The 24,039-nt window shown below is 66.4% G+C and carries 23 protein-coding genes, 1 tRNA gene and 3 pseudogenes; 14 read left to right on the top strand and 13 right to left on the bottom strand.

Annotated elements, in window-relative coordinates; all coding sequences use genetic code 11:
• Positions 1-96 precede the first annotated feature (96 nt).
• The 3 genes from QP181_RS09835 to QP181_RS09825 all read right to left on the bottom strand — a co-directional run bounded on the left by QP181_RS09835 (position 97) and on the right by QP181_RS09825 (position 1,957).
• Positions 97-576 carry a hypothetical protein gene (locus tag QP181_RS09835; RefSeq protein WP_333928401.1) on the bottom strand — a complete coding sequence of 160 codons (480 nt, stop codon included), beginning with the start codon at positions 574-576 and terminating at the stop codon, positions 97-99.
• Between the two features lie 98 nt (positions 577-674).
• Positions 675-884, bottom strand: coding sequence for a hypothetical protein (locus tag QP181_RS09830; RefSeq protein WP_333928400.1), 210 nt, complete (start codon positions 882-884; stop codon positions 675-677).
• Between the two features lie 56 nt (positions 885-940).
• Positions 941-1,957: an SPOR domain-containing protein gene (locus tag QP181_RS09825; protein ID WP_333928399.1), complete on the bottom strand. Its 1,017-nt coding sequence runs from the start codon at positions 1,955-1,957 to the stop codon at positions 941-943.
• 177 nt (positions 1,958-2,134) lie between these two features.
• Here QP181_RS09825 and QP181_RS09820 point away from each other — a divergent pair, with 177 nt between their 5' ends.
• From QP181_RS09820 to QP181_RS09810, 3 genes are read left to right on the top strand one after another with little or no spacing between them, the layout of a single operon-like run.
• On the top strand, positions 2,135-2,839 hold the full coding sequence (locus tag QP181_RS09820; protein ID WP_132898105.1) for an AAA family ATPase: 705 nt from the start codon (positions 2,135-2,137) through the stop codon (positions 2,837-2,839).
• Position 2,840: 1 nt separating this feature from the next.
• On the top strand, positions 2,841-3,296 hold the full coding sequence (locus QP181_RS09815) for a hypothetical protein (protein WP_333928398.1): 456 nt from the start codon (positions 2,841-2,843) through the stop codon (positions 3,294-3,296).
• 16 nt (positions 3,297-3,312) lie between these two features.
• On the top strand, positions 3,313-4,632 hold the full coding sequence (locus QP181_RS09810; RefSeq protein WP_333928397.1) for an SPOR domain-containing protein: 1,320 nt from the start codon (positions 3,313-3,315) through the stop codon (positions 4,630-4,632).
• Between the two features lie 161 nt (positions 4,633-4,793).
• Here QP181_RS09810 and QP181_RS09805 read toward each other — a convergent pair whose 3' ends face one another.
• Positions 4,794-6,014 carry a dihydroorotase gene (locus tag QP181_RS09805; protein ID WP_333928396.1) on the bottom strand — a complete coding sequence of 407 codons (1,221 nt, stop codon included), beginning with the start codon at positions 6,012-6,014 and terminating at the stop codon, positions 4,794-4,796.
• A complete protein-coding gene (locus QP181_RS09800; RefSeq protein WP_333929609.1) occupies positions 6,011-6,997 on the bottom strand; it encodes an aspartate carbamoyltransferase catalytic subunit in 987 nt (328 codons plus the stop codon). The genes QP181_RS09805 and QP181_RS09800 overlap by 4 nt, the downstream gene beginning before the upstream one ends.
• 436 nt (positions 6,998-7,433) lie before the next feature.
• Between QP181_RS09800 and QP181_RS09795 the strand changes: the two genes are divergently transcribed.
• The gene (locus tag QP181_RS09795; RefSeq protein WP_333928395.1) at positions 7,434-8,423 is read left to right on the top strand and encodes a hypothetical protein; all 990 of its coding nucleotides are present in this window, start codon (positions 7,434-7,436) and stop codon (positions 8,421-8,423) included.
• Between the two features lie 189 nt (positions 8,424-8,612).
• Here QP181_RS09795 and ruvX read toward each other — a convergent pair whose 3' ends face one another.
• Both ruvX and QP181_RS09785 read right to left on the bottom strand, forming a co-directional pair.
• Positions 8,613-9,080: a Holliday junction resolvase RuvX gene (gene ruvX / locus QP181_RS09790; RefSeq protein WP_332754541.1), complete on the bottom strand. Its 468-nt coding sequence runs from the start codon at positions 9,078-9,080 to the stop codon at positions 8,613-8,615.
• Positions 9,077-10,186, bottom strand: coding sequence for a DUF3089 domain-containing protein (locus QP181_RS09785; RefSeq protein ID WP_333928394.1), 1,110 nt, complete (start codon positions 10,184-10,186; stop codon positions 9,077-9,079). Before QP181_RS09785 ends, ruvX begins: the two co-directional genes overlap by 4 nt.
• 245 nt (positions 10,187-10,431) lie before the next feature.
• On the opposite strand from QP181_RS09785, the gene gatC reads away from it, so the two are divergent.
• The 3 genes and pseudogenes from gatC (at position 10,432) to gatB (ending at position 13,700) form a co-directional block, all read left to right on the top strand.
• On the top strand, positions 10,432-10,734 hold the full coding sequence (gatC, locus tag QP181_RS09780) for an Asp-tRNA(Asn)/Glu-tRNA(Gln) amidotransferase subunit GatC (RefSeq protein WP_056048145.1): 303 nt from the start codon (positions 10,432-10,434) through the stop codon (positions 10,732-10,734).
• A complete protein-coding gene (gatA, locus tag QP181_RS09775) occupies positions 10,734-12,218 on the top strand; it encodes an Asp-tRNA(Asn)/Glu-tRNA(Gln) amidotransferase subunit GatA (RefSeq protein ID WP_333928393.1) in 1,485 nt (494 codons plus the stop codon). The genes gatC and gatA overlap by 1 nt, the downstream gene beginning before the upstream one ends.
• Before the next feature lies 1 nt (position 12,219).
• Positions 12,220-13,700: pseudogene (gene gatB, locus QP181_RS09770) on the top strand (Asp-tRNA(Asn)/Glu-tRNA(Gln) amidotransferase subunit GatB).
• A 337-nt stretch (positions 13,701-14,037) separates the two neighbouring features.
• Here gatB and QP181_RS09765 read toward each other — a convergent pair.
• Positions 14,038-14,598 carry a retropepsin-like aspartic protease family protein gene (locus QP181_RS09765; protein ID WP_333928392.1) on the bottom strand — a complete coding sequence of 187 codons (561 nt, stop codon included), beginning with the start codon at positions 14,596-14,598 and terminating at the stop codon, positions 14,038-14,040.
• A gap of 249 nt (positions 14,599-14,847) precedes the next feature.
• On the opposite strand from QP181_RS09765, the gene QP181_RS09760 reads away from it, so the two are divergent.
• Complete coding sequence (locus QP181_RS09760; protein ID WP_333928391.1) at positions 14,848-15,477, top strand: hypothetical protein; 630 nt, start codon at positions 14,848-14,850, stop codon at positions 15,475-15,477.
• 3 nt (positions 15,478-15,480) lie between these two features.
• Here QP181_RS09760 and QP181_RS09755 read toward each other — a convergent pair whose 3' ends face one another.
• Entirely contained in the window at positions 15,481-15,699 is a 219-nt protein-coding gene (locus tag QP181_RS09755; protein ID WP_333928390.1) for a hypothetical protein, read from the bottom strand.
• 2 nt (positions 15,700-15,701) lie between these two features.
• On the bottom strand, positions 15,702-15,857 hold the full coding sequence (locus QP181_RS09750; protein ID WP_333928389.1) for a hypothetical protein: 156 nt from the start codon (positions 15,855-15,857) through the stop codon (positions 15,702-15,704).
• 135 nt (positions 15,858-15,992) lie between these two features.
• On the opposite strand from QP181_RS09750, the gene QP181_RS09745 reads away from it, so the two are divergent.
• The 5 genes and pseudogenes from QP181_RS09745 (at position 15,993) to clpX (ending at position 21,255) form a co-directional block, all read left to right on the top strand.
• Positions 15,993-16,077 (top strand) — tRNA-Leu (locus QP181_RS09745).
• A gap of 70 nt (positions 16,078-16,147) precedes the next feature.
• Positions 16,148-17,803: a trigger factor gene (gene tig, locus QP181_RS09740; RefSeq protein ID WP_333928388.1), complete on the top strand. Its 1,656-nt coding sequence runs from the start codon at positions 16,148-16,150 to the stop codon at positions 17,801-17,803.
• A gap of 212 nt (positions 17,804-18,015) precedes the next feature.
• A pseudogene (locus QP181_RS09735) lies at positions 18,016-18,941 on the top strand (glycosyltransferase family 2 protein).
• Positions 18,942-19,175: 234 nt separating this feature from the next.
• A pseudogene (locus QP181_RS09730) lies at positions 19,176-19,866 on the top strand (ATP-dependent Clp protease proteolytic subunit).
• A 123-nt stretch (positions 19,867-19,989) separates the two neighbouring features.
• Positions 19,990-21,255 carry an ATP-dependent Clp protease ATP-binding subunit ClpX gene (clpX, locus tag QP181_RS09725; protein WP_056048170.1) on the top strand — a complete coding sequence of 422 codons (1,266 nt, stop codon included), beginning with the start codon at positions 19,990-19,992 and terminating at the stop codon, positions 21,253-21,255.
• A 422-nt stretch (positions 21,256-21,677) separates the two neighbouring features.
• On the opposite strand, the gene QP181_RS09720 is transcribed toward clpX, so the two are convergent.
• Positions 21,678-21,986, bottom strand: a complete 309-nt coding sequence (locus QP181_RS09720; RefSeq protein ID WP_333928387.1) for a hypothetical protein — start codon at positions 21,984-21,986, stop codon at positions 21,678-21,680.
• 243 nt (positions 21,987-22,229) lie between these two features.
• Here QP181_RS09720 and QP181_RS09715 point away from each other — a divergent pair, with 243 nt between their 5' ends.
• Complete coding sequence (locus tag QP181_RS09715) at positions 22,230-23,354, top strand: calcium:cation antiporter (RefSeq protein WP_333928386.1); 1,125 nt, start codon at positions 22,230-22,232, stop codon at positions 23,352-23,354.
• A gap of 3 nt (positions 23,355-23,357) precedes the next feature.
• Here QP181_RS09715 and QP181_RS09710 read toward each other — a convergent pair whose 3' ends face one another.
• Both QP181_RS09710 and QP181_RS09705 read right to left on the bottom strand, forming a co-directional pair.
• Positions 23,358-23,717: a c-type cytochrome gene (locus tag QP181_RS09710; protein WP_333928385.1), complete on the bottom strand. Its 360-nt coding sequence runs from the start codon at positions 23,715-23,717 to the stop codon at positions 23,358-23,360.
• Positions 23,718-23,737: 20 nt separating this feature from the next.
• Positions 23,738-23,992: a hypothetical protein gene (locus tag QP181_RS09705; RefSeq protein WP_333928384.1), complete on the bottom strand. Its 255-nt coding sequence runs from the start codon at positions 23,990-23,992 to the stop codon at positions 23,738-23,740.
• Positions 23,993-24,039 lie beyond the last annotated feature (47 nt).

Below are 24,039 nucleotides of genomic sequence, written 5' to 3'. Positions count from 1 at the left end.
ATAGGCGACGTTCCCCTTGGCACTGGATCCTGGGTCAAGCCCAGGATGACGGACTAGGGTGGTCGGCGGCCTGTACGATCGCCGACCTGGATTTGGTTACGCCTTCGCCAGCGGCGTGCCGCTCGCTTCACAGACATACGTCGCCAGTTCCTCGCGCAACGGCAGCCCCTTGATCGGCCGCAGCGGGCCGTCATGCGCGATGTTGGTTTCTACCAGCGCGCGGTTGGGGCCGACGCCCAGCACATGGAACAGGCGGTTGGCGCAATCGGTCTCGGTGCGCGCATAGGCGACTTTACCATCATGCTCCTGACGCAGGATTGCGATGATCGTGCCGCTGGCCGCCTTGCGTTCGCGCAGCAGGAAGTGCCGCGAGGTCGGATCGGACGGGGTCGGGATCAGCCGGCCCTTGACCGTCAGCTGCTCGGGTTTGGGGACGGCCACGTCGGTTTCCGCGAGGTTGCGCAACGACACGCCGTTTTCCGTCATCGCATCGCTATTGGTCGTTGCAGGCTGCTCGCCAGAACACGCGGCTAACAGCGTTGCGCCGGCAAATGCCAGCGCCAAGGTCTTAATCATTCATCTAGCTCCCGGTCGATGTCGAAACGAAACGACCGGTCCGGCTAATTGATCCCTGCCGCGTCAGGTCCCCCCCGCAACGACGGCACCACCGTCGTTCAATGCGACCGTTTGTCGATGCCGCGATCCGGCCGTACCACGGCTTTTGCAGGTGCAGCGGGTTCGCATACGCGCCGGGCCGGCTGGCAGGCGATGCCGACCGTCGAACACCCCTTGAGGCTGCCCTCGGTCGGGCACGCGCGGCACTGCTGCTTGATCTCGGTGCAGGTCGATGGCGCCGACAGCAACGCCAGGGTCAGGAAGAACATTCGCACATCCCCGTCATGAGTATCGTCAGAGTATCACCGCATCGCGACGCATTAGGTCAGGGCGCGACGATCACGCACGGCACGCCCGCCGCCGAGCAGGCGCGCGTCGCGTCCGCCTTCGACGAGAAGCCGCCGGCCTGGAGCCGCGTCACGGTGCCCGCCTTGGTGTAGAAAGGCTGCGCGCCACGCAGCCTGCCGCGCACCTTGTTCCACTGCGTCTCGGCATTGCCCTGATCGCGGAACGCACCGAGTTGGACGCGCCAGTTGCCGGTCGCCTTGACCGGCGCAGGCTTGGGCGCGGGCTTTGCCACAACCGCCTTTACCTGCGCTGGTTTCGGCGTCGGCTTGGCCGCAGGCTCACGCGTCGGCGTGGGAACGCGAGCAGGCGGCGAACTCGATGCCGAGCGCGTAGGCCGCGGCGTCTCGGCCACCCGCGACGCCGGTACGTCGTTCCGTGCGCTGGTCGCTCCGACGGTTGATTGCGACGGGGCGGCGGGCGGTGCCTGCAACGCATATTGCTGCGCCAGCGCGGTGCCCTTCTCGCGGTCGGCGGGCGAAATATACTGGTCCATCTGCGCCAGTGTCTGCGAGGCCGACTGCAACCCGGACGCCGATGCGCGCGTCATCAGCGCATAGGCGCGGGGGAAATCGCGCGGCACACCATCGCCGTTGAACAGCATCGTGCCGAGCACCAGCTGCGTCCGCGGTTCGCCGCGTGCGACCGATTTTTCGAGCCAGGGCAGCGCATCGGTCTTCTTCCCCGCCTGGAACAGCGCAAGGCCGTAATTGTCGCCGGCCTGGAGATGCCCCTGCAAGGCCGCCTTGCGGAACCAGCTTTCGGCGAGGCCGGGATCGAGCGGCACGCCGCGGCCGAGCTTGTACGCCTGTGCAAGGTTGAACTGCGCGTCGGCATCGCCGGCGATCGCGAGCGGTCGCCACTCGCCGACGGCCCGCGCGTAATCGCCCTTGCCCCAGGCGTCGACGCCGGCCTTCACATCGGCATAGGCGGGGACGGCGGCGAACACGCCGCTCAGTGCGATCGCACCCACCAGAAGCTTACGCCCAACCGTCATCGCTCTACCCCATATCGACTCATCGCTACCATGCCGCCGTTCGCCGCGTTAGGCAAAGGGCGTACGGGTAATTTCCGACCGATTTCGCTCGGATCAACCCCATTATGACGCGCTGTTAACCGCTTCTTGACCCGCGCCTGCCATGCCGGCTGCGACTATCGGGGGATCAGGCAGATTATGCGCGTTCTGGCGTTCGCATCGCAGAAAGGGGGATCGGGGAAGACGACCTTGACGGGTCATCTCGCCGTCCAGGCGGAGCGTGCGGGCCATGGTCCAGTGGTGCTGATCGACATCGATCCGCAGGGCTCGCTGTCCGACTGGTGGAACGAACGCACCGCCGAGGAGCCGGCCTTCGCGCAGACCACCGTCGCGCGGCTCGCCGCCGATCTCGAAATTCTCCGCCAGCAAGGCTTCAAGCTGGCGATGATCGATACGCCGCCGGCGATCACGATGGCGATCCAGAGCGTGATCCAGGTCGCCGAGCTGATCGTCGTGCCGACCCGGCCGAGTCCGCACGATCTGCGCGCGGTCGGTGCGACCGTCGACATGTGCGCCCGCGCCGGCAAGCCGCTGATCTTCGTCGTCAACGCGGCCACGCCCAAAGCGCGGATCACCGCCGACGCGACGCTGGCGCTGTCGCAGCACGGCACGGTCGCGCCGGTCATCGTCCACCAGCGCACCGACTTCGCCGTCTCGATGATCGACGGGCGGACGGTGATGGAGCTCGACGCGAATACCCGCTCGACCGCCGAGATCGAGGCGCTGTGGACCTATGTCTGCGACCGGCTCGAGAAGAATTTCCGCCGCACCGTGTTCAGCGTGCCGGCCGCCGCGGGGCAGCGTCCCGTCGCAGGCGGCTTCGGCCGTCGGGGCGTCGGCTGAGATGGCCCAGCCCAAACCACGCGCCGCGCTGTCGTCGTCGCTGTTGGCGCGCAAGGGCGACGCGCGTCCGGCGATGCGGCCGCAGGATCTGAATGCGCCTTCTGATGACGCGGGCGACGATCTCGGCTGGAACGACATGGGCTCGGCCGTGCCGTCGGTGCTGGTCGCGCGCGAGGCGTTGAAGGTCGAGATCGAGCGTCCGGTTGCGGTTGCGTCGGTCTCGAACGCCACCGCCGCGCGGATCGGTCGCGAGACTCGTGCCAAGACGAAGGGCGCGAAGGCCGCGTTCACGTTGCGGCTCGATACCGACCGTCATCTCCGGCTGCGGTTGGCGAGTGCGGTCACCGGATCGTCGTCGCAACATCTCGTCACGCTCGCTCTCGATGCCTTTCTCCAGACCTTGCCGGAAGTGGATGCGCTCGTCGCGCAACTGCCGCCGGCCACGCCAAAACGTTGAAACAGGGATTATCCCGATGACCACGCGCGCACTTATCCTCGGCAGCATTTCCGCCCTCATGCTCGGCGGCACCATGGTCGGCTGCGCGGCCAATGGTGGCGGCATAGCTTCGGCCAGCGATCGCAGCACGGCGCTCGCGTCGAAGGGCGCGGCGACGGATGCGGGCAGGGCGCAGACCGCGCTTGCCAAGCGCGATGGTCCGGCGGCGATCGGATTTGCCGAGGGGGCGGTGGCGCTGATGCCGCAATCGGCGGACTATCGCATGCTGCTCGGCCAGAGCTATCTGCAGGGCGGGCGGTTCGCGTCGGCGTCGCAGGCGTTCGCGGATACGCTGCAGCTGTCGCCGACCAACGGCAAGGCGGCGCTGAACCTTGCACTGGCGCAGGTCGCGACGGGCGACTGGCAGGCGGCGCGGCAGACGCTGGCGACGCACGCGGCGATCATCCCGGCGCCCGATCGCGGGCTGGCGCTGTCGCTCGCGGGCGATACCGCGGGTGGGATCGCGCTGCTGACCGAAACCGCGCGGTCGCCCGAGGCGAACGCCAAGGTGCGGCAGAATTTGGCGTTGAGCTTTGCGCTGGCGGGGCGCTGGCAGGAGGCGCGCGTGGTCGCGGCGGCGGACATGGCGCCCGCCGATGTCGATGCGCGGCTCGAACAATGGGCGGCGTTCGCACAGCCGGCCAACGCGTCGGATCAGGTGGCGAGCCTGCTCGGCGTGCGCGCGGCGGCGGATGCGGGGCAGCCGGTTGCGCTCGCGTTGAACGCGCCTGCGCCCGTGGTGCCAGGTGCGCCCGCACAGGCGCTCGCGGCGGTCGATCCGGTGACGGTGGAGGCACCGGTCGAGGTTGCTGCCGTTCCAACCGCAGCGCCGGTCGCAGGTTTTTCGAAGGTGTCGTTCGGGCCGCGGCAGGAGGTCGTCCAGGCATTGCCGGCGATGATGCTCCGTCCGGCGGGTGGCCCGATCAAGATCGCCTCGGCTTCTGCGCCAATGGGTCGCGGCACGGCCAGCGCGGCGTATCAGGTGAAGTCGCCTGCCACCGGGCGTTGGTATGTGCAGCTTGGTGCGTTCGACAGTGCCGGCGTCGCGCGCGATGCGTGGGGGCGTGCCGCCAAGCGGTTCGCGGTGCTCGCAGGCTACACGCCCAACGGCATGACTTTCAAAGCGGATGGCGAGGATTTCTACCGGCTGTCGGTCGGTGGGTTCAGCCGGTCTGCGGCGGATTCGATGTGCCGGCAGTACCGCGCCAAGGGCGGGGCGTGTTTCGTCCGGATGGGCGCGGGTGACGCGATGGCGCAGTGGTTGCGCAAGCCTGGGATGCAGATGGCCTCGCGGTAAGCGCGGCAGGCTAAACGTCAGGTCTGTGAAATAACTACCACCCCGGCGAAGGCCGGGGCCCAATTGGAAAGGTCGGCGTAACAGAGCGCATCGCTCATTTAGCGACGTTCCCCAATTGGGCCCCGGCCTCCGCCGGGGTGGTGTGGTGGGGTATCGCCCGCTTACCGAACCTCGCGGCCACCCTTCCACAGCCGTAGCACGCGGCCTTGCACCGGCAGTCCGTCGAACGGCGTATTCCCCGCGTCGGCCTTGAACGCCTCCCCAACGATCTGCCACGGCGCTTGGCTGTCGAACAGCATCAGGTCGGCAGGCTTGCCCACCTCGAGCGTGCCCGTATCGAGCCCCAGCACCCGCGCCGGGTTGCGCGCCAGCAGCGCGAACAGCCGCTCCAGCGTCAGGTGCTCGTCACGCACCAGCATCAGCGCGAGCGGCAGCAGCGTCTCCGCGCCCGCCATCCCGCTGCTCGAGTCCGTGAACGGCAGCCGTTTCTCCTCCGGCCCGCGCGGTTCGTGACCCGAACACAGCACATCGATCGTCCCGTCCGCGATTGCCGTCAGCGCCGCCTGTCGGTCGCTCTCCGCGCGAAGTGGCGGTGAGAGCAGCGCGAACGATCGGAAATCACTGACCGCGATCTCCGACAGATGCAGATGTGCCGGCGTGATCCCGCACGTCACCGACACACCGCGACGCTTCGCCGCACGGATCAGGTCGAACCCCGCCGCCGTGGTAACCTGGCGGATGTGGAGACGCGCGCCGGTATCCTCGGCGAGCATCAGGTCGCGTGTGATCGCCAAGGCTTCGGCAACAGCCGGCGCGGCGGGCAGGCCAAGCCGCGTGGCGGTCTCGCCTTCGGTCGCGACCGCGCCAGCGGTGAGCCCCCCGTCCTCGGCATGCGCAATCACCGTCACGTCGAGATCGCGCGCATAGGCGAGCACGCGGCGCATCACGCCGCTGTCGGCGATCCAGTGCTTCCCCGTGCCGACCGCCTTTGCGCCTGCCGACAGGCAGATCGCCATCTCGGCAAGGTCATGGCCTTCGAGCCCGCGCGTGGCGGCGGCGATCGGGTGGATCCACAGGTCGGGCTTGCCGATCAGCGCGGCGCGCTGGACGATGCCGGGGTCGTCGAGCACCGGCGACTGGTCGGGCATCAGGCCGATCCGCACGATCCCGCCCGCCCGGAAGGCGGCACGATCGACCTTCGCCACGCCGAGATCGACGATCCCGGGCGCGACGGTCTTGCCCGCGCAATCGAGGATGTCCGCATCCGAGGGAATATCGACGATGCCGGTCGCGACGATCACGCCGTCGCGGACCAGTACATTGCCCTTCGTCACGCCGCCGACCGGGCAGGCGAGCGTGGCGTTGGTGAGTGCGAGGATCATGCCCAACCCTCCACGCCGCGCGCTCTTCGTGTCAGCACGTCGAGGCAGGCCATCCGGACGGCGACCCCCATCTCGACCTGTTCGATAATCGCCGAGCGCGCATGATCCGCGACCGCCGAGTCGATCTCGACGCCGCGGTTCATCGGGCCGGGGTGCATGACCAGCGCATCGGGTGCCGCCTTCGCCAGCCGGTCGAGCGTCAGTCCGTAGCGCAGCCGATACTCGCGCGTGGAGGGCACGTAAGCCCCGTCCATCCGCTCGTTCTGGAGCCGGAGCATCATCACCACGTCCGCACCCTCCAGCGCCTTGTCGAAATCGGTGAACGCGGTGACGCCCATCCGCTCGATCATCGGCGGCATCAGCGTCGAGGGCGCGCAGACGCGGACCTCCGCGGCGAGCGCGGTGAGCGCCAGGATGTTCGACCGCGCGACCCGGCTGTGCAGCAGATCGCCACAGATCACGACGCGCTGCCCCGCGATCGAGCCTTTGCGCCGCCGGATCGTCAGCGCGTCGAGCAGCGCCTGCGTGGGATGCTCGTGCCGCCCGTCGCCTGCGTTCAGGACCGGACAGTCGACCTTGTCCGCAATCAACCGCACCGCGCCGCTCGACATATGCCGGATCACGATCACGTCCGCGCGCATCGCGTTCAGCGTCATCGCGGTGTCGATCAGCGTCTCGCCCTTCTTCACGCTCGACTGCGCGGCGTGCATGTTGACGACGTCCGCCCCCAGCCGCTTGCCGGCGATCTCGAACGACAGCAGCGTGCGCGTGGAATTCTCGAAGAACGCGTTGATCTGGGTGAGCCCCGCGAGCCGCTTGTCGGGTGTCGCATGCGTCCTGTTCGCGCCGACCCAGGTCTCCGCCTCGTCGAGCAGGAACGCGATCTCGTGCGGCTGGAGCCCGTCGATGCCGGTGAGATGCCGGTGCGGGAAGACGGCGCCGCCTTCGATGAGGGCGGCGGGGCGGTGATCTGAAGTGCGCATTAAAGCCGCGGGATAGTGGCCGCGGGGGCGGGGGGCAAGGCTCAGATGGGCGCGCGTGATCCGGTACAGTGCGCCGCGGTTGCCCGACCATATCCGATGCAGGCCGCGATCGTTCGGCCAGTCGGCGCGCGGCGTGTCGATCAGCCAGACGAAGTCGAACGCCGCACTCGGCATCGTCGCGAGGGCGCGGGGAAGGTCGTACCGCGGGTCGTACCGGCATCCGGCGGGGAACAGCGTCTGGCTGCCGGCATAGATGAAGCCGGTGGCGTCGGGTCGGTGCACCGTCAGTTGCGACGACGGCATGTTCCACACGCCGTTGGCGAACGCATCGCGCCGGACGATCGCCATCAGCCCCAGATGATCCATCCGGTGACTGCTCCACGCCGATCTCGCAGGGAAGCGTGACGAGCACGAACACGCGGCTGCCGCGCGGGATATGGTCGAGCGCGGCGAGCTGTTCCCGTTGCAGCGTCGCGGTGCGCGCCCAGCCGATCGTCTGGACCGCCAGCCGCAGCCCGAGAAATGCCAGCGCGGCGATGGCCAGCAGATTGAGGTTACGTTGCGCCGTGCTGGTCGGCGACAGCGACAGGATCGCCAGCGCCAGCGCGCAGGGCAGCACGCGCATGTCGGCGAGCGCGGACCCCATGATCATGCCGGGCAAGAGAAGGAACGCCGCGAACACCGCCGCCGCCGCGCAGGCGAGGCGTGGCTCCATGCGGAAACCCAGCCCGCGCAGGCCGAACACGACGAGCGCGTAGAGCAGCACGGCGCTGGCGATATCGAACACGGCGTTCTGATCGCGCAGCACGGCGAGGACGAAGAACAGCTTCAGCGATCCGTCGAACCAATGCGAGACGCCGATCGCCGACGACCCGCCCGGCTGGAGGAGCAGGAGCGCAAGCGGGGCGGCGAGCGGCAGGCAGGCGAAGATCGCGCGCCAATAAGGGGCGCCATCGCGTCGCGCGGTTGCCAGCTCGATCGCGAACAGGACGAGGCCGAGCAGCCCCCAGCCGGCGATATGCGTGATCCAGATCACCAGGCCGATCGGCACGAAGACCGCGGCGCGGACGAGGCCGCGATCCAGCCGCAACCCCAGCCGCAACCAAAGCGCGATCGCGGGGAACACCAGCGCGAGCGACAGGCTGTGGTTGAGGAAGCTGTAGTGGAACGGCATGCCGAACACGAGCGGCAACGCGAACGGTGCGGTCGGGGAGGCGACAATGCGCCGCGCGCGACCAGCAGCATGCCGCCGCCGGTCAGCACCGCGGTCGCGATCATGGTCAGCTTGGTGACGAGGACGATGCCGAAGGCCGGGCCGAATGCGGCCGCGATCAGGTCGACGCCCAGATTGCCGGAGAGCTGCCAGTGCGTCGCGAACCATTGGTGCAGATACGGCGATGTGTCGATCCGTTCGACGATCGTGTAGCGCGCCAGATGGCCGAATATATCGGTCAGCGGCGGGATCGCTGGCCATAGCAGCGGGATCGCGAGCAGCAGGCTGACCAGCGCGCCATAGCGGCGCGTGGCCCACCATGGCATCGGCCTGTCCTGATCGGTCGCGCGCGGCATCGGCATGGCATGGCACGCCATCCGGCAAGGGACGGTTAACGGCGTGCTAGATCTGCGCCGTGACCAACGCGTCGATCGCGCCTTGGAGGATGTAGGCGGCGGCCATCTTGTCGACGAGTTCGGCGCGTTTGGCGCGGCTGGCGTCCTGTTCGATCAGCGTGCGGGTGACGGCGACGGTCGACCAGCGTTCGTCTTGGAGCAGGATCGGCAGGCCCATGTCCTTGAGGTTCTGCGCGAACGCCCGCGTCGATTGCGAGCGCGGGCTTTCGCTGCCGTCGAGGTTGATCGGCAGGCCGATGACGAGTCCTACGACCGCCTGCGCCTTGATGATCTCGGCGAGTGCGGCCTTGTCCTTCTGGAACTTGGTGCGGCGGATCAGGAGCGCGGGGCTCGCGAACGACCAGCCGGCGTCGCACAGCGCGGTGCCGATCGTCTTGGTGCCGACGTCGAGGCCGATCAGCCGGCCGCCGTTCGGGAGCGCGTCGCGGAAGAGGGCGGGGGAGACGGTGATCATTGCGCGAAAGCCTTGAGGCGGCGGTTGGCGTCGGCGCGGATGTTCGCCCAGAACAGGCTGTAGTCGTATACGTGGTAGTTGTTGCCCGGCAGCACGTACGGCCCGAGGTTCGGGCCCTCGCCGATCAGCAGGAAGCCGCGATCGGCGCAGCGCGCGGGAACGCTGCCGATTGCGATCGTCGCGGTCTTGAGGTCGGCTGACGGGACGAGTGTGCCGAGATTGGCAGTGGCGGGCGCGGTCGCGTCGGCGGTGCCGGTCAGCGGGTTGGTGCAGACCATCGGCGTGGCTTTCCGCGGCTGTCCGTTGAAGCCGGTGGTCTGGTCGTAGGTGTCGACGATCAACGACGGATCTGCGGGCTCGGCAAAGCTTTCCCACGACAGGATGCAACCGGTCTGGTCGGCGGCGCGGCATTCGGGGAGGCCCATGCGCGGCAGGTCGGTCGCGCGCGAGACGGGCCAGCCGACGACATAGGCTGCGACGATCCGTGCCTTCAGCTTCGGGTCGGTGGCGATCCGGTCGCGGAGCAGGCGGGTGAGGTGGAGCGCGCCCTGGCTATGCCCGGCAAGGATGATCGGGCGGGTCGGGCCAGCTTCCTTGAGGAACCGGTCGAACGCCGCCGACACGTCGCTATAGGCCAAGGCCAGCGCGCGTTCGCTGTCGGCGACGCTGGTCAGGAACGCGCCGAACGTCGCCTGGCGGTAGCGTGGTGCCCAGATGTCGCCGGCCTCGTTGAACGCGCTCGCCTGGCCGCGCAGAAACAGTTCCGCCCGCGCGTTGGTCTCGGGATCGTCGATCGGCGCATTCCAGTGGTCGCGGTTGATGTACGAGGTCGGGTGGATGAAGAAGATCGCCGCACCCGTGCCGGGCTGGCCGGGGGTGAAGCCGGGCGGCGTCCAGAGCGCCGGGTTGCCGGGCGCATCGGGGCGGGCGAGCCACATGATCTTTCGCGCGTAGATGTTGCGCGGGGCCTCGCGTTGCGCCTGAAACGTCTCGCGCGGGACCATCGCGATCCGGATCAACTCCGTCCCGTAGAGGCGATAGGCGAGCAATGCGGCGATCGCGAGGACGATCATCGCGGCGACGAAATAGAGAAACTTGCGGGCCAAGCGGGACCTTCCGTGCAGGCGGTGTCGCTCCCGTGCCGTATGCGGGGGAAGGTTGCAACGGGCGCCTTCTCGTTGGGGAAACCGGCGGCGGCCCGGAACTGGCTCGTTCCCCCGCGGAGGCGGGGGCCCAGGATCTCGGGCGGCATCCTCTGTAATCCTGGGCCCCCGCCTCCGCGGGGGAACAAGAAGCGCCGCGAGCTAGAAGGGTGTTGCGCGCCCGCGCCACGCGGTGCTAGCCGCGGGGCATGTCCGTAGATACTGCAACCGTGAAGCGGATCGCGAGCCTTGCGCGCATCGCGATCACCGACGAGGACGCCGCCCGCATGGCGCCGGAACTCGGAAACATCCTTGGCTGGATCGAGATGCTCGAAGAGGTCGACACGACCGGTATCGAGCCGATGACCGCCGTCATCCCCAACACGCTGCGGCTGCGCGATGACGTCGTCAACGCCGACCCACTGACCGGCGGCGGCATTCGCGAGCAGGTTTTGGCCAATGCCCCGGTGGCAGAGCATGGGTTCTTCGCCGTGCCGAAGGTGATCGAATAATGACCGACCTCACAGATCTCGGGATCGCCGGCATCCGCAACGGCGTCCGCGATGGCAGCTTCAAGGCACGCGAAGTCGCCGACGCGTTCATCGTAAAGGTGAGCCAGGCCAAGGCGTTGAACGCGTTTCTTGTCGAGACGCCGGAGCATGCGATCGCCGCCGCCACTGCTGCCGACACCGCGCGCGCAGCCGGCGAGACGCTCAAGCCGTTGGCCGGCGTGCCGATCGGCATGAAGGACCTGTTCTGCACCAAGGGCGTGACGACGACCGCGGCGAGCCACATCCTCGAAGGCTTCACGCCGACCTATGAGTCGACCGTCTCGCAGAATTTGTGGGACGCGGGCGCGGGAATGCTCGGCAAGCTGAACATGGACCAGTTCGCGATGGGCTCGTCGAACGAGACCTCTGCGTTCGGCAACGTGATCTCGCCGTGGAAGCGCAACGATGGCGGTAACGCCTCGCTGGCTCCCGGCGGCTCGTCGGGTGGCTCGTCGTCGGCAGTGGCCGCACGGCTCTGCCCCGGCGCGACCGGCACCGACACCGGCGGCTCGATCCGCCAGCCTGCCGCCTTCACCGGCATCAGCGGCATCAAGCCGACCTATGGCCGCTGCTCACGCTGGGGGACGATCGCGTTCGCCTCGTCGCTCGACCAGGCCGGGCCGATGGCGCGCGACGTCCGTGACTGCGCGATCCTGCTCGAGGCGATGGCCGGGTTCGATGCGAAGGACGGCACCTCGTTGCAGCTCGACGTGCCGAAATGGGAAGCGGGTTTGTCCGGCAATCTCAACGGCCTGCGCGTCGGCATTCCCAAGGAATATCGCGTCGACGGGATGCCCGAGGAGATAGAGGCGCTCTGGCAGCAGGGCATCGCCTGGCTGAAGGATGCCGGCGCGACGATCGTCGAGGTCTCACTCCCGCACACCAAATACGCGTTGCCCGCCTATTACATCATCGCGCCCGCCGAGGCGTCGTCGAACCTCGCGCGCTATGACGGCGTCCGCTACGGGATCCGCGACCTGCCGACCGGCGCCGGCCTGCAGGACATGTACGCCGCGACGCGTGCGGATGGCTTCGGCCCCGAGGTGAAGCGCCGCATCATGATCGGCACCTATGTGCTGTCAGCCGGTTTCTACGACGCCTATTACACGCAGGCGCAGAAGGTCCGGACGCTGATTGCGCGTGATTTCGAGCGGGCTTGGGAGACGTGCGACGTCCTGCTGACGCCGACCGCACCGTCGGCGGCGTTCGCGCTCGGCGAGAAGTCGGCCGATCCGATCGCAATGTATTTGAACGACGTGTTCACCGTGCCGTCTTCGCTTGCGGGGTTGCCAGCGATGTCGGTGCCGGGTGGCCTCGACAAGCAGGGTCTGCCGCTCGGGCTACAGATCATCGGCAAGCCGCTCGACGAACAAGGCGTGCTGAACGCAGGGCTCGCGATCGAACAGCGAGCAGGATTCACCGCGCGACCAGAGGCTTGGTGGTAACATGAGCGATTATCGTATCCAGGGCGAAACCGGCGAGTGGGAGGTCGTGGTCGGCCTCGAAGTGCACGCGCAGGTGACGTCGAACGCCAAGCTCTTCTCGGGTGCGGCGACCGCGTTCGGCGCGGAGCCCAATACGCAGGTGTCGCTGGTCGATGCGGCGATGCCGGGGATGCTGCCGGTGCCGAACCGCGAGTGCATCCGCCAGGCGGTCCGCACCGGCATGGCGATCGAGGCGCAGATCAACAAATGGTCGCGGTTCGATCGGAAGAATTACTTCTACGCCGATCTGCCGCAGGGCTATCAGATCAGCCAGCTCTATCATCCGATCGTCGGTGAGGGTGCGATCGACATCAGCCTCGATGAAAAGAACCCCGATGCCGCGGGCAAGCGGATCGGCGTCGAGCGCATCCATGTCGAGCAGGATGCGGGCAAGCTGATGCACGACCAGCATCCGACCCAGTCGTATGTCGATCTCAACCGGTCGGGCGTCGCGCTGATGGAGATCGTGTCGAAGCCCGATCTGGCATCGCCGGCGGAAACAGGGGCTTACCTGCGGAAGTTGCGATCGATCCTGCGCTATGTCGGGTCGTGCGACGGCAACATGGAAGAGGGCTCGATGCGCGCCGACGTCAATGTCAGCGTGCGCAAGCCCGGCGACGAGCTGGGCACGCGGACCGAGACGAAGAACGTTAATTCGGTGCGCTTCGTGATGGCGGTGGTCGAGCAGGAGGCCAAGCGCCAGGTCGAGGTGCTGGAGGCCGGTGGCAAGATCCAACAGGAAACGCGGCTCTACGATCCCGATCGCAACGAGACGCGCTCGATGCGATCCAAGGAAGACGCGCATGATTACCGCTACTTCCCCGATCCCGATCTGTTGCCGCTCGTGCTCGACGATGCGTTCTTAGCCGAGTGCCGGGCTTCGCTGCCGGAGTTGCCGGACGCGAAGCGGGCTCGGTACGAGGCGCTCGGTATTGCACCGTATCAGGCGACGGTGCTGACCGCCGAGGTCGAGGCGGCGCGGTGGTTCGATGCTTTGCTCGACGCGGGCGTGAAGCCGGCGGCGGCGGCCAACTGGACGACCTCGGAGTTGTTCGGCGCGCTCAACCGGACGGGGAAGGACATCGAGAACTCGCCGGTGTCGCCGGCGCAGGCGGCGGAGCTGCTGGGGCTGATCGCGGATGGCACGCTGTCGGGCAGCCTTGCCAAGCAGGTGTTCGAGGTGATGCTCGAGACCGGGGACGGCGCGGCGAAGGTCGTCGAGGATCGTGGGTTGAAGCAGACCAGCGATACCGGCGCGATCGAGGCTGTGATCGCCGAGGTTATGGCGGCGAACGCGGACAAGGTTGCCGATTACCGCGGCGGCAAGGACAAGCTGTTCGGGTTCTTCGTCGGTCAGACGATGAAGGCTATGGGGGGAAGGCTAACCCTGCTGTCGTGAACGAGGTGTTGAAGGGCGCGCTTGGGGAGTCGGTGGCTTCGTAAGCTGGCGGCTTTCGCGCTCTCTCTGTCTGCCCCACCTACCGATCTCCCGCCTTTGTCCGTTCTCCCGCGAAGGCGGGAGCCCAGGGTAACTAAGCGTAGCGCTGTTGGATTCCTGGGCCCCCGCGTTCGCGAGGGAACTAGCAGAAGTTTAGTTCGCCCGTTTCCAACACGCCCCACCCCGGCGAAGGCCGGGGCCCAGTTGGGGGACGTTGCTAACTTGTCGCGGTGCTACGTTACTGCGACCTTTCCAACTGGGCCCCGGCCTCCGCCGGGGTGGCGGTAAGTTGGTAAGGTGAGGTCGGAGTGAAAACGGGGGAGGGGGATGGGCAAAGAAGCCTTACGCATCCACCTTCTGAGGATGATGCGGAACGAGGATCAGCGTATTCTCCTCCACGCGCCACGACGCCAGCCGCGACAGGAAGTTCATCCCCAGCACGTTCGTCTCGCCAAACGCCGGCGACACCACGACCTGCAAATCCCGCGCGACGATCGCGCCTAGGCGCAAGCTCGCGATCGTCCCCGTCTTCGCCGCGATAGACCCATTGGCGGTCTGCAACACGATCGGCACAACGCCGACCCGCGCCTCGATCCCGGCCGCATCCGCCGTCGTCTCCGAGATCGCGGTGATCGTCGCGCCGCTGTCGATCAGCAGCCGCTGGCTCACCCCATCGATCGTCGCCCGTGCCCAGAAGTGCCCATCCGGCGACATACGGATACGAACCTCGCCGCCGACCACCTGCTGATCCTCGATCTTCAGGAACCGGGCGATCTTGCCGACATAGGGATCGAACTGACGCCGCTGATCGACCGCGACGAACAGCAAGCCGACCAGCACGAGCGTCATGCCGATGTTCACCAGCGTCCGCACGATCGGAATGCGCCGCGCAACGACGAGCACGACGACGACTATGCCGAGCGCGAGATAGAGCGTGTAGGGCTGGCCAGGGTTGGGAAGCGGGAAGATCGACGGGTCCTAAACAGTGGAAATAGCAACGTCTTAGACTAGCTGCGACAATGTGTATCGGTGCTGACCGGAGCAGGCGAGCTAAGTCTGTGGTATGGGACCGATCCGAAACCGGCCAGATTGCCGTTCCCATAGCTTGCATGCGGCCTTTGTGAGGCGCTCCTTTACGGCCGGGGGCGGCACATGGCGATCAGGTGGGCATTGACGGTCGCGATCCTGACGCTTGCGTCTGGACACGCGTCGGGCAGGAGTGAGCCCGACGACGAGCGACGCCTTGCAGCCATGACGCCTGCGCAGTTCCAGGCGCGAACGACGCTTCACGACGATGATCTGGACACCGTCGCGACCATCACGACCGCGGACGGGTTTGCCAAGCGCAGGCCATTGCTGGGGATAGCGCCCGACGATGTTTTTCTCCGCGCGTTCATCGACAAGTGCTCGGGTCGGACCGCGTATCAGGTCTACGCGACGGTGCGGTACCGCGATTATGGTTGGGCGGATTGGCAGGCGGTGAATTACGCGACACCGACCGGGCCACGATCGATTGCCACGCAAAAGATTGCGCGCGTGAGGGCGTCGTGTTCGCGGGGCCTTGCCTGTGCCCGATCGGAATCGGTCGGATTTACGATCGACGCGGCGCTGCTCAAGATGAACGCAGCGCTTTATGTGACCGATCAGAGCAGCGCGTGGCGCTTCAAGCACATGGCGCACAACGGTGCCGAACGCCCTTTGCTACTCACGACGGCGGAAATATCGGGCTTGCTAATGGCGGTCGACGCTTATCGCACCGACCGCCACCTGCCGAAGTCATGACGCTTACTGCGCGTCGCCGTCTTGGTTCTTGGTCACGCCACCGGTGCCGCCTACACCGTCGGGAAGGCCGCTATCGGTGAACGTCTCGGGCTCTTCGCCACCTTCGCCGCGCTCGACCGCGTCGGAGCGCGATTCGACCGCCTGTTCGATATCGCTCCGCGTGTCCTCGTCACGGTCTTCGGGCAGCGTCTCGGGGTTCGTACCGGAATGCGGATCGGCCATGCTCAAAACTCCGGCTGCATCGGCGCGGGATCGGTCGAGGGCGCGCCCGGATCGGGATAATCGACGTCCGGCGCGGGCGGGTTGAACTCGGGCGGCGGCGTGGTCGGTCTGCGCCGGCTGGCTCGGGGTGGGGAATTCTGCGGGGGTTGGGTAGCCATGATGCTCTCTCCTTCAGCCGCATCAACGCGTGCAGTCGCCCCGAGTTTCCTGCCCGAGTTTCCTGGTAGTTGCCTTGCGTGCTTGCCCCGACGTGCAACGTTGGTATAGACGCGCCCGCTACGGCGATGTCCTGTGCGGGCGTGGCGGAACTGGTAGACGCAGCAGGTTTAGGTCCTGCCATCGCAAGATGTGGGGGTTCGAGTCCCTTCGCCCGCACCACTCCGCCGCTCGGGCGGGGCGACAGCCAACACGAATTTATCCCGAATGCTCTTTTAGACAAAGGCCGGACATGCAGACTGTCGAGACGTTGAACGAGGGCCTCAAGCGCGCCTACACGCTCACCATCACCGCGAAGGATATCGATGCCAAGGTCGATGTCGAGCTGAAGCGCCTCGCGCCGCAGATGAAAATGCCGGGCTTCCGTCCGGGCAAGGTGCCGGCGAACCTCATCCGCAAGATGCATGGCCCCGCGCTGACTCAGGACGCGGTCAACGCCGCGATCCAGGAGGGCGTCCAGACGCTCGTCGCCGAGAAGCAGCTTCGCCCGGCGATGCAGCCTTCGGTCGAGCTCGAGGACGGCTATGACATCGGCAAGGACGCCGTGGTCAAGGTCGAGATGGAGGTCCTCCCGCAGGTCCCGGCGCCGGCGATCGACGGCATCAAGCTCGAGCGCCTGACCGTGCCCGTCGCCGACGACGCGGTCACCGAGCAGCTCCAGAAGTTCGCCGACCAGCAGAAGAAGTGGGACGACGCAGCCGACGATTATGTCGCGGCGATGGGCGATCTCGTCACCGTCGATTTCGTCGGCAAGACCGCCGACGGCGTTGCGTTCGAGGGCGGCACCGGCACTGACATGGGCGTCGAGCTCGGCGCGGGTCGTCTGATCCCGGGCTTCGAGGATCAGCTCGTCGGCGTAAAGACCGGCGACGACAAGGTCCTCAACGTGACCTTCCCCGAGGAGTATCAGGAGAAGTCGCTTGCGGGCCAGCCGGCGACGTTCGACATCACCGTCAAGTCGGTGAAGACCGCGGGCGAGAGCAAGATCGACGAGGATCTGGCGAAGTCGCTGGGTCTCGAGAGCCTCGAGCAGCTCACGGGCCTGCTCAAGGGTCAGATCGAGCAGGAGCATAACGGTCTCACGCGCACGCACATGAAGCGCAAGCTGCTCGACCAGCTCGCCGAGGGGCACGACTTCGAAGTGCCGCCGTCGATGGTCGAGGCCGAGTTCAACCAGATCTGGTCGCAGCTCCAGCACGAAGCCACGCATGAGGCCGATCCTGAGGCCGCGATGGCCGAGATGGAAGGCGAGCGCGACGATTACCGCAAGATCGCCGAGCGTCGCGTGCGCCTTGGCCTGCTCCTGTCCGAGATCGGCCAGGCGAACGGCGTCGAGGTTTCCAACCAGGAAATGCAGCGTCTGCTCGCGCAGGCAGCTCAGCAGTATCCTGCCGAGCAGCGCCAGCAGTTCATGCAGTACATCCAGCAGGAGCCGATGGCGGCCGCCCAGCTGCGTGCGCCGCTGTACGAGGACAAGGTCGTCGACTTCCTGTTCGAGAAGGCCGAGATCACCGACCGCGAAGCCACGCGCGAGGAGCTCGAGGCAGCAATCGAGAGCGAGGACGGTTTCGCGAGCGGCACGCACACGCATGATCACGACAATCACAAGCCGAAGAAGAAGGCTGCAGCCAAGAAGGCCAAGCCAGCTTCGGACGAGGCTGTGACGGAAGAAGCACCGGCTTCGGACGCAGCGGACGAGGCCAAGCCTGCGAAGAAGGCGCCTGCCAAGAAGAAGGCGGCTCCTGTCGAAGCAGAGACGGCCGTAACGGAATCGTCGCCGGTCGCTGCTGAGAACGCAGAGGGCACCGAAGCTGCCGACGCACCGGCGAAGAAGCCGGCCGCGAAGAAGACCGTTGCCAAGAAGGCTGCGACCAAGACCGAGGCGTAATGCCTTGCCGTCACTCCGAACCACTTTCGGGGTGACGGAGCGAATTAGTTGAGCCACCTCCCCGGCGGAGGCCGGGGCCCAATTGGAAAGGTAGCTGTAACGGGGTGCAAAGCTTCGTTATGGACCTTCCCCAATTGGGCCCCGGCCTCCGCCGGGGAAGTGCGTTTTGGACGATGCGGCCGGTGCATCGTTTTTGGTATTGAGGGCAGGGCATGACCGAACCGAGAATCGCCGTCCTGCTCCCCTGCTACAACGAGGAAGCCGCGATCGCGCAGACGATCGCGGGCTTCCGCGACGCGCTGCCGAACGCCACCATCTACGTCTACGACAACAATAGCGCAGACCGCACGGTCGAGGTCGCACGCGCCGCCGGCGCCGTCGTCCGAACCGAGCGCATCCAGGGCAAGGGCGCCGTCGTCCGCCGCATGTTCGCCGACATCGACGCCGACATCTACGTCATGGCCGACGGCGACGCGACCTACGACGCAGCCTCCGCACCGAATCTGGTCGCTCGCGTCCTGGATGAGCAGCTCGACATGGTCGTCGGCTCGCGCATCAGCCAGGTCCAGGAAAGCTATCGCCGCGGGCATCGGTTCGGCAACGCGCTGCTCACCGGTATGCTTGCCCGGCTGTTCGGCCGCAGCTTCACCGATATCCTCTCTGGGTACCGCGTCTTCTCGCGCCGGTTCGTAAAAGCTTCCCGTCGCTCTCGGCCGGGTTCGAGATCGAGACCGAGATCAGCGTCCACGCGCTTGAACTCAAGATGCCGATCGGCGAGGTCGAGACGCCCTATTACGCGCGTCCCGAAGGCTCCGAATCGAAGCTCAGCACATACGGCGACGGCTGGCGCATCCTCCGCACGATCATGACGCTGTACCGCATCGAGCGCCCGCTCTGGTTCTTCGGCGCGATCGGCAGCGTGTTCGGCCTGCTCGCATTGATCCTCGGCATCCCGCTGGTGCTGACGTATATCGAGATTCACCAGGTGCCGCGCTTCCCGACCGCGATCCTGATCACCGGCCTCGGCATCTTCGCCGCGCTCAACGTCTTCACCGGCCTGATCCTCGACACGGTCGTTCGTGGCCGCCGCGAAGTCCGCCGCCTGGCATACCTGGCTTACCCCGCCCCAGGCATCTAACTCCCTCGCCCCTCTGGGGAGAGGGAAGGAGGAGCCGCTTGGCGACGGGAGGGTGAGGGGCGGTTGACGGATCCCAACCGCCCCTCACCCTCCCACCCGCAAGCGCGGGCGGGCCCCTCCCTCTCCCCGGAGGGGCGACGGGAAGCAGTCCCCGCGCCGACGGGCAGGCAGGGCTTGAACTCCCCTCCCGGACCGCCGATGTTAGCGGTTCACTGGGGCATAAGAGAGATTTCCATGCACAATCCGTTCGAGACCGGCGATTTCGCGAGCCCGTTGGCCAGCGCCGGGCTCGGCCTGCAGCAGACGCAAGCAGGCCTGGTTCCCATCGTCATCGAGCAGTCGAACCGCGGCGAGCGTTCGTTCGACATCTTCTCGCGCCTGCTCCGCGAGCGCATCATCTTCGTGACCGGCGGCGTCGAGGACGGCATGGCCTCGCTGATCACCGCACAGCTGCTCTTCCTCGAGTCCGAGAACCCGAAGAAGGACATCTTCATGTACATCAACTCGCCGGGCGGTGTCGTCACGGCGGGCATGGCGATCCACGACACGATGCGGTACATTCGTCCGCGCGTCGGCACCGTCTGCATCGGCCAGGCCGCGTCGATGGGCAGTTTCCTGCTTGCGAGCGGCGAGCCCGGCATGCGCGTCGCGATGACCAACGCACGCATTATGATCCATCAGCCATCGGGTGGTGCACAGGGCATGGCCAGCGACATCGAGATCCAGGCGCGCGAGATCCTGCAGAATCCGCAAGCGCATGAACGAACTGTATTCGCAGTATACCGGCCAGCCGATCGAAGAGATCGAGCGCCGGATGGACCGCGATACGTTCCTCGAAGCGAACGAAGCGAAGGATTTCGGTTTGATCGACGAGGTGTTCGACAAGCGTCCGGCGGTATCCGAGGATGCGCCGAAACCAGCCTGAACGACACTGGCATGGGGTGAATCGTAAACTCCGCCGGTTTATTTGATTGTAGGAACTCCGGGGTGCGTTACGGTAGCGGCCCCGGAAACGGCACGTGCACCGACATGCGCGAGAGGTGATTGAATGACGAAGCTGAGCGGTGGCGACTCGAAGAGCACCCTCTATTGCTCGTTCTGCGGGAAGTCGCAGCACGAGGTCCGCAAGTTGATCGCCGGGCCGACGGTCTTCATCTGCGACGAGTGCGTCGAGCTATGCAACGACATCATCCGAGAGGAGACGAAGTCGGCTTTGGTGTCCAAGAAGGACGGCGGCGTGCCGACTCCGCAGGAGATCTGCGACGTCCTCGACGATTACGTGATCGGCCAGAAGCGCGCCAAGCGCGTTTTGTCGGTGGCGGTGCATAATCACTACAAGCGGCTCAACCACGGCGCCAAGGGTGCCGATGTCGAGCTGTCCAAGTCGAACATCCTGCTGGTCGGGCCGACCGGTTGCGGCAAGACTCTGCTCGCGCAGACGCTCGCCCGTATCCTCGACGTGCCGTTCACGATGGCCGATGCGACGACGCTGACCGAAGCGGGTTATGTCGGCGAGGACGTCGAGAACATCATCCTCAAGCTGCTCCAGGCGTCCGACTACAACGTCGAGCGGGCGCAGCGCGGGATCGTCTACATCGACGAGATCGACAAGATTTCGCGCAAGGCCGAGAACCCCTCGATCACGCGCGACGTGTCGGGCGAGGGCGTGCAGCAGGCGTTGCTGAAGCTGATGGAAGGCACCACCGCGTCGGTGCCTCCGCAGGGTGGGCGCAAGCATCCGCAGCAGGAATTCCTGCAGGTGGATACGACCAACATCCTGTTCATCTGCGGCGGTGCGTTCTCCGGTCTCGAGAAGATCATCGGCGATCGCCTCCAGGGCAAGTCGATCGGTTTTGGCGCGTATGTCGCCGGACCGGACGAGCGCAAGACAGGCGAGACGTTGAAGTCGGTCGAGCCCGAGGATCTGTTGAAGTTCGGGCTGATCCCCGAGTTCGTCGGCCGCTTGCCGGTGATCGCGACGCTCGAGGATCTCGATGTCGACGCGTTGGTGAAGATCCTGAAGGAACCCAAGAACGCGCTGGTCAAGCAGTACCAGAAGCTGTTCGAGATGGAGGACGTCGCGCTCGGCTTTACCGACGACGCGCTGGTCTCGGTCGCCAAGAAGGGCATCGAACGCAAGACCGGTGCGCGTGGGCTTCGCTCGATCCTCGAGAGCATCCTGCTCGACACGATGTTCGACCTGCCCGGCATGGACGGCGTCGACGAAGTGATGATCGACAAGGACGTGATCGAAGGCCGCAAGGAACCGATCCGCGTCTATGCCGAGAAGAAGAAGACCGGCGACGCCGCGTAGGGCTTTGCTAGTTCGAGATAAGGGAAAGGGCGTCGAGCGATCGGCGCCTTTTCTCGTTTTGCGGAGAGCGCGCGGTCCGCAAACGCCCCACCCGTTGGGGTGAAACTCGCCCATAAAATCCGATCCGTCATCCTGACGAAAGTCAGGACCCAGAGCCAAGAAGACCTGCGCTTTGTACCCTGGATCCTGACTTTCGTCAGGATGACGGGTGGCAGCAGCCGGGCTGAGATCACTTCGTTCCCTGCAGGGGGAAGTGGCGCGAAGCGACGAAGGGGTGATGGCCTATCGCGAGCGGGTCACCCCTCCGTCAGCGCCCTGCGCTGCCACCTCCCCTTGCAGGGGAGGATTTCTCGATGGGCCTGATCAACCTCTCGGTCGTCACCCATCGTTAGGGGAACGGTGAAAGCGGCTCCGATGCTATCTTAAGAAGCCAAAAGCCGAACCCGCTCCAGATCCTTTGGGCGCCCGAACAACCTGAGCATCCCGGCTAACTCTGCGCGCTCAGGCACATAGATAACGCACCCTTCGACAAGGACCGGTACGCGCGTCCTCGGCAAAACCTCCGTCCACCCAGCCGCCGTCTTAACATGAAACCCCGCCATGATCTCGACGACCAGAGGTGGCGTCTCCCACCGTCCGAACAGCGTCGATCTAAAGAGCGAACTCGCGCCGTCCTCGTTCGGTGTGATACCAAGCGCATCCATCAGCCGGCAGGCATCGCCGACGCTCATGACCAGATCGACATCGCCAACCTCGATCGGCGCCCCCCGTGGAGCGCTACCGCCGTGCTCGCAATGACCCACCATGGGTCCTGCGCTCCCGCCAACGCGTCGGCGGTCATGACGAGCGTCTGGCGAAGATCGGCGGACAGCATCGCTGCAACCTACTCGATCCTCACCGCCCCGCAATCGCCCCGACTCGGACCCTTATCGGCCCTCGCGCATTCGTTGACCAAGTGGAACGAGGGAGCATGCATGACGATCGAAGTGGCCGACCGACCCAACGAGCACGTAGTTGAGACGATGCCGGACCGCCTGGCACTGCCGATCTGGACGCTGATCGCGCCGGGCCTAGGCCTCGTCGCCGTCCTCGTCGGTCTCGCCAAGATGGGCACGCTCGGCACCGCCGCCGCCGTGATCGTGTTGATCGGCAGCGTGCTCGCCGCCGTCCACCACGCGGAGGTCATCGCGCACAAGGTCGGTGAGCCGTTCGGGACGCTCGTCCTCGCAATCGCCGTCACCGTGATCGAGGTGTCGCTGATCGTCTCGCTGATGCTCTCCAACGCGGGCGACGCGACCACGCTCGCGCGTGACACGGTGTTCGCGGCGATCATGATTATTCTGAATTTCATCATCGGTATCTGCCTGCTGGCAGGCGCGGTGCGGCATCACGAGCAGCGCTTCACGCTGAAGGGCATGACCGCCGCGCTCGGCGTGTTGGCGGCGATGGCGGTGCTGTCGCTCGTGCTGCCCAACTATACGTCGTCGACCTCGGGGCCGACCTATGCGGCGTCGCAGCTGATGTTCGTGGCGGTCGTCTCGCTGATCCTCTACGGCACGTTCGTGCTGGTGCAGACGGTGCGCCACCGCGATTATTTCCTGCCCTCGACCGACGACAAGGACGATCACGCCGCGCCGCCATCGGGTCGCGCGACGGGGATCGCGTTTGCGGCGCTGTTGGTCGCGCTCGTCTCGGTGGTGTTGCTTGCCAAGACGCTGTCACCGACGATCGAGGCGGCGGTTATCGGCGCCGGCCTCCCGCTGACCGTGGTCGGCGTCGTGATCGCCGCGCTCGTGCTCGCACCAGAAAGTCTGGCAGCCTACAAGTCGGCCCGGCGCAATCGGTTGCAGACCAGCCTCAACCTCGCGCTCGGCTCCGCGCTGGCGACGATCGGGCTGACGATCCCCAGCGTAGCGATCGTGTCGCTGGTGCTCGACCTGCCGATCGCGCTCGGCATCGATGCGAAGAGCATGACGCTGCTCGCACTGTCGCTGTTCGTGGCGACGCTCTCGCTCGGCACTGGGCGGACGACGGTGTTGCAGGGCGTCGTCCACCTCGTGATCTTCGCAGCGTATCTGTTCACGACGGTGGTGCCGTAAAGGTCAGGGGCCTTGCGTCGAGAGATACGCGATCACGTCGGCGCGTTCCTGCGGGTTGGGTAGGCCCGCAAACCCCATCGTCGTGCCGGGCACCATCCCCCGTGGATTGGCGAGCCATCGGTCCATGCGCTTGGCGTCCCATGTGCCGCCGAGCGCCTTCAATCCGGCCGTGTACGAGAAGCGAGGGCGGCGCTCGCCGATCGGCCCGCCCACCACGCCGTAGAGGTTGGGGCCGTCGGTATCGGTCGCATATTGGCCGATCGTGTGACACGCGGTGCAGCGTTGGAACACGCGCTCGCCGTTGGCGATCTGGTCGCTCGCGGCGTCATGGCCCGAGCCGCATCCGGCCAGCGCAAGCGCCAACAGAGCCCAGCCCGCTGCCTTCATCGCTTTTGACGCGCCGCCAAGGCAAGACCCGCGGCGATCTGCACGACAGCATACAGGCGCCGCCGGCCGGGACGGTCGACGAAGGGCTTCACGAATTTCTCGGTCCCGAGCGCTTCGTCTTTCCACAGATCGACGTGGCGGCGGGGTTGGAGGAGGCCGATCAAGCCGTCTCCAACCATGAAGATCGCCGCCATATCCGCCGCGCGAGACGCCCAGATGTTCTCCTGCGCACGCAGGAGTCCAGGAGTCACGGGCGTCGTCTCCTGGTGCCCTGGGCCCCCGCCTTCGCGGGGGAACG

It is taken from the genome of Sphingomonas sp. LR55, from assembly GCF_036856015.1.
Taxonomy (GTDB): Bacteria; Pseudomonadota; Alphaproteobacteria; order Sphingomonadales; family Sphingomonadaceae; genus Sphingomonas.
Note: the sequence above shows the minus strand (reverse complement) of the source record. Positions and strands in the feature narration are given on the sequence as shown.

Excerpts from the sequence above, each read along its gene's own strand:
- clpX (WP_056048170.1), top strand. The coding sequence starts at position 19,990 with ATGACGAAGCTGAGCGGTGGCGACTCGAAGAGCACCCTCTATTGCTCG.
- QP181_RS09805 (WP_333928396.1), bottom strand. The coding sequence starts at position 6,014 with ATGATCCTCGCACTCACCAACGCCACGCTCGCCTGCCCGGTCGGCGGC.
- QP181_RS09760 (WP_333928391.1), top strand. The coding sequence starts at position 14,848 with ATGGCGATCAGGTGGGCATTGACGGTCGCGATCCTGACGCTTGCGTCT.
- QP181_RS09820 (WP_132898105.1), top strand. The coding sequence starts at position 2,135 with ATGCGCGTTCTGGCGTTCGCATCGCAGAAAGGGGGATCGGGGAAGACG.
- QP181_RS09810 (WP_333928397.1), top strand. The coding sequence starts at position 3,313 with ATGACCACGCGCGCACTTATCCTCGGCAGCATTTCCGCCCTCATGCTC.
- QP181_RS09750 (WP_333928389.1), bottom strand. The coding sequence starts at position 15,857 with ATGGCTACCCAACCCCCGCAGAATTCCCCACCCCGAGCCAGCCGGCGC.
- gatA (WP_333928393.1), top strand. The coding sequence starts at position 10,734 with ATGACCGACCTCACAGATCTCGGGATCGCCGGCATCCGCAACGGCGTC.
- QP181_RS09830 (WP_333928400.1), bottom strand. The coding sequence starts at position 884 with ATGTTCTTCCTGACCCTGGCGTTGCTGTCGGCGCCATCGACCTGCACC.
- tig (WP_333928388.1), top strand. The coding sequence starts at position 16,148 with ATGCAGACTGTCGAGACGTTGAACGAGGGCCTCAAGCGCGCCTACACG.
- QP181_RS09835 (WP_333928401.1), bottom strand. The coding sequence starts at position 576 with ATGATTAAGACCTTGGCGCTGGCATTTGCCGGCGCAACGCTGTTAGCC.
- QP181_RS09815 (WP_333928398.1), top strand. The coding sequence starts at position 2,841 with ATGGCCCAGCCCAAACCACGCGCCGCGCTGTCGTCGTCGCTGTTGGCG.
- QP181_RS09720 (WP_333928387.1), bottom strand. The coding sequence starts at position 21,986 with ATGAGCGTCGGCGATGCCTGCCGGCTGATGGATGCGCTTGGTATCACA.
- QP181_RS09755 (WP_333928390.1), bottom strand. The coding sequence starts at position 15,699 with ATGGCCGATCCGCATTCCGGTACGAACCCCGAGACGCTGCCCGAAGAC.
- QP181_RS09715 (WP_333928386.1), top strand. The coding sequence starts at position 22,230 with ATGACGATCGAAGTGGCCGACCGACCCAACGAGCACGTAGTTGAGACG.
- QP181_RS09800 (WP_333929609.1), bottom strand. The coding sequence starts at position 6,997 with ATGCGCACTTCAGATCACCGCCCCGCCGCCCTCATCGAAGGCGGCGCC.
- ruvX (WP_332754541.1), bottom strand. The coding sequence starts at position 9,080 with ATGATCACCGTCTCCCCCGCCCTCTTCCGCGACGCGCTCCCGAACGGC.
- gatC (WP_056048145.1), top strand. The coding sequence starts at position 10,432 with ATGTCCGTAGATACTGCAACCGTGAAGCGGATCGCGAGCCTTGCGCGC.
- QP181_RS09825 (WP_333928399.1), bottom strand. The coding sequence starts at position 1,957 with ATGACGGTTGGGCGTAAGCTTCTGGTGGGTGCGATCGCACTGAGCGGC.
- QP181_RS09795 (WP_333928395.1), top strand. The coding sequence starts at position 7,434 with ATGGTCGAGCGCGGCGAGCTGTTCCCGTTGCAGCGTCGCGGTGCGCGC.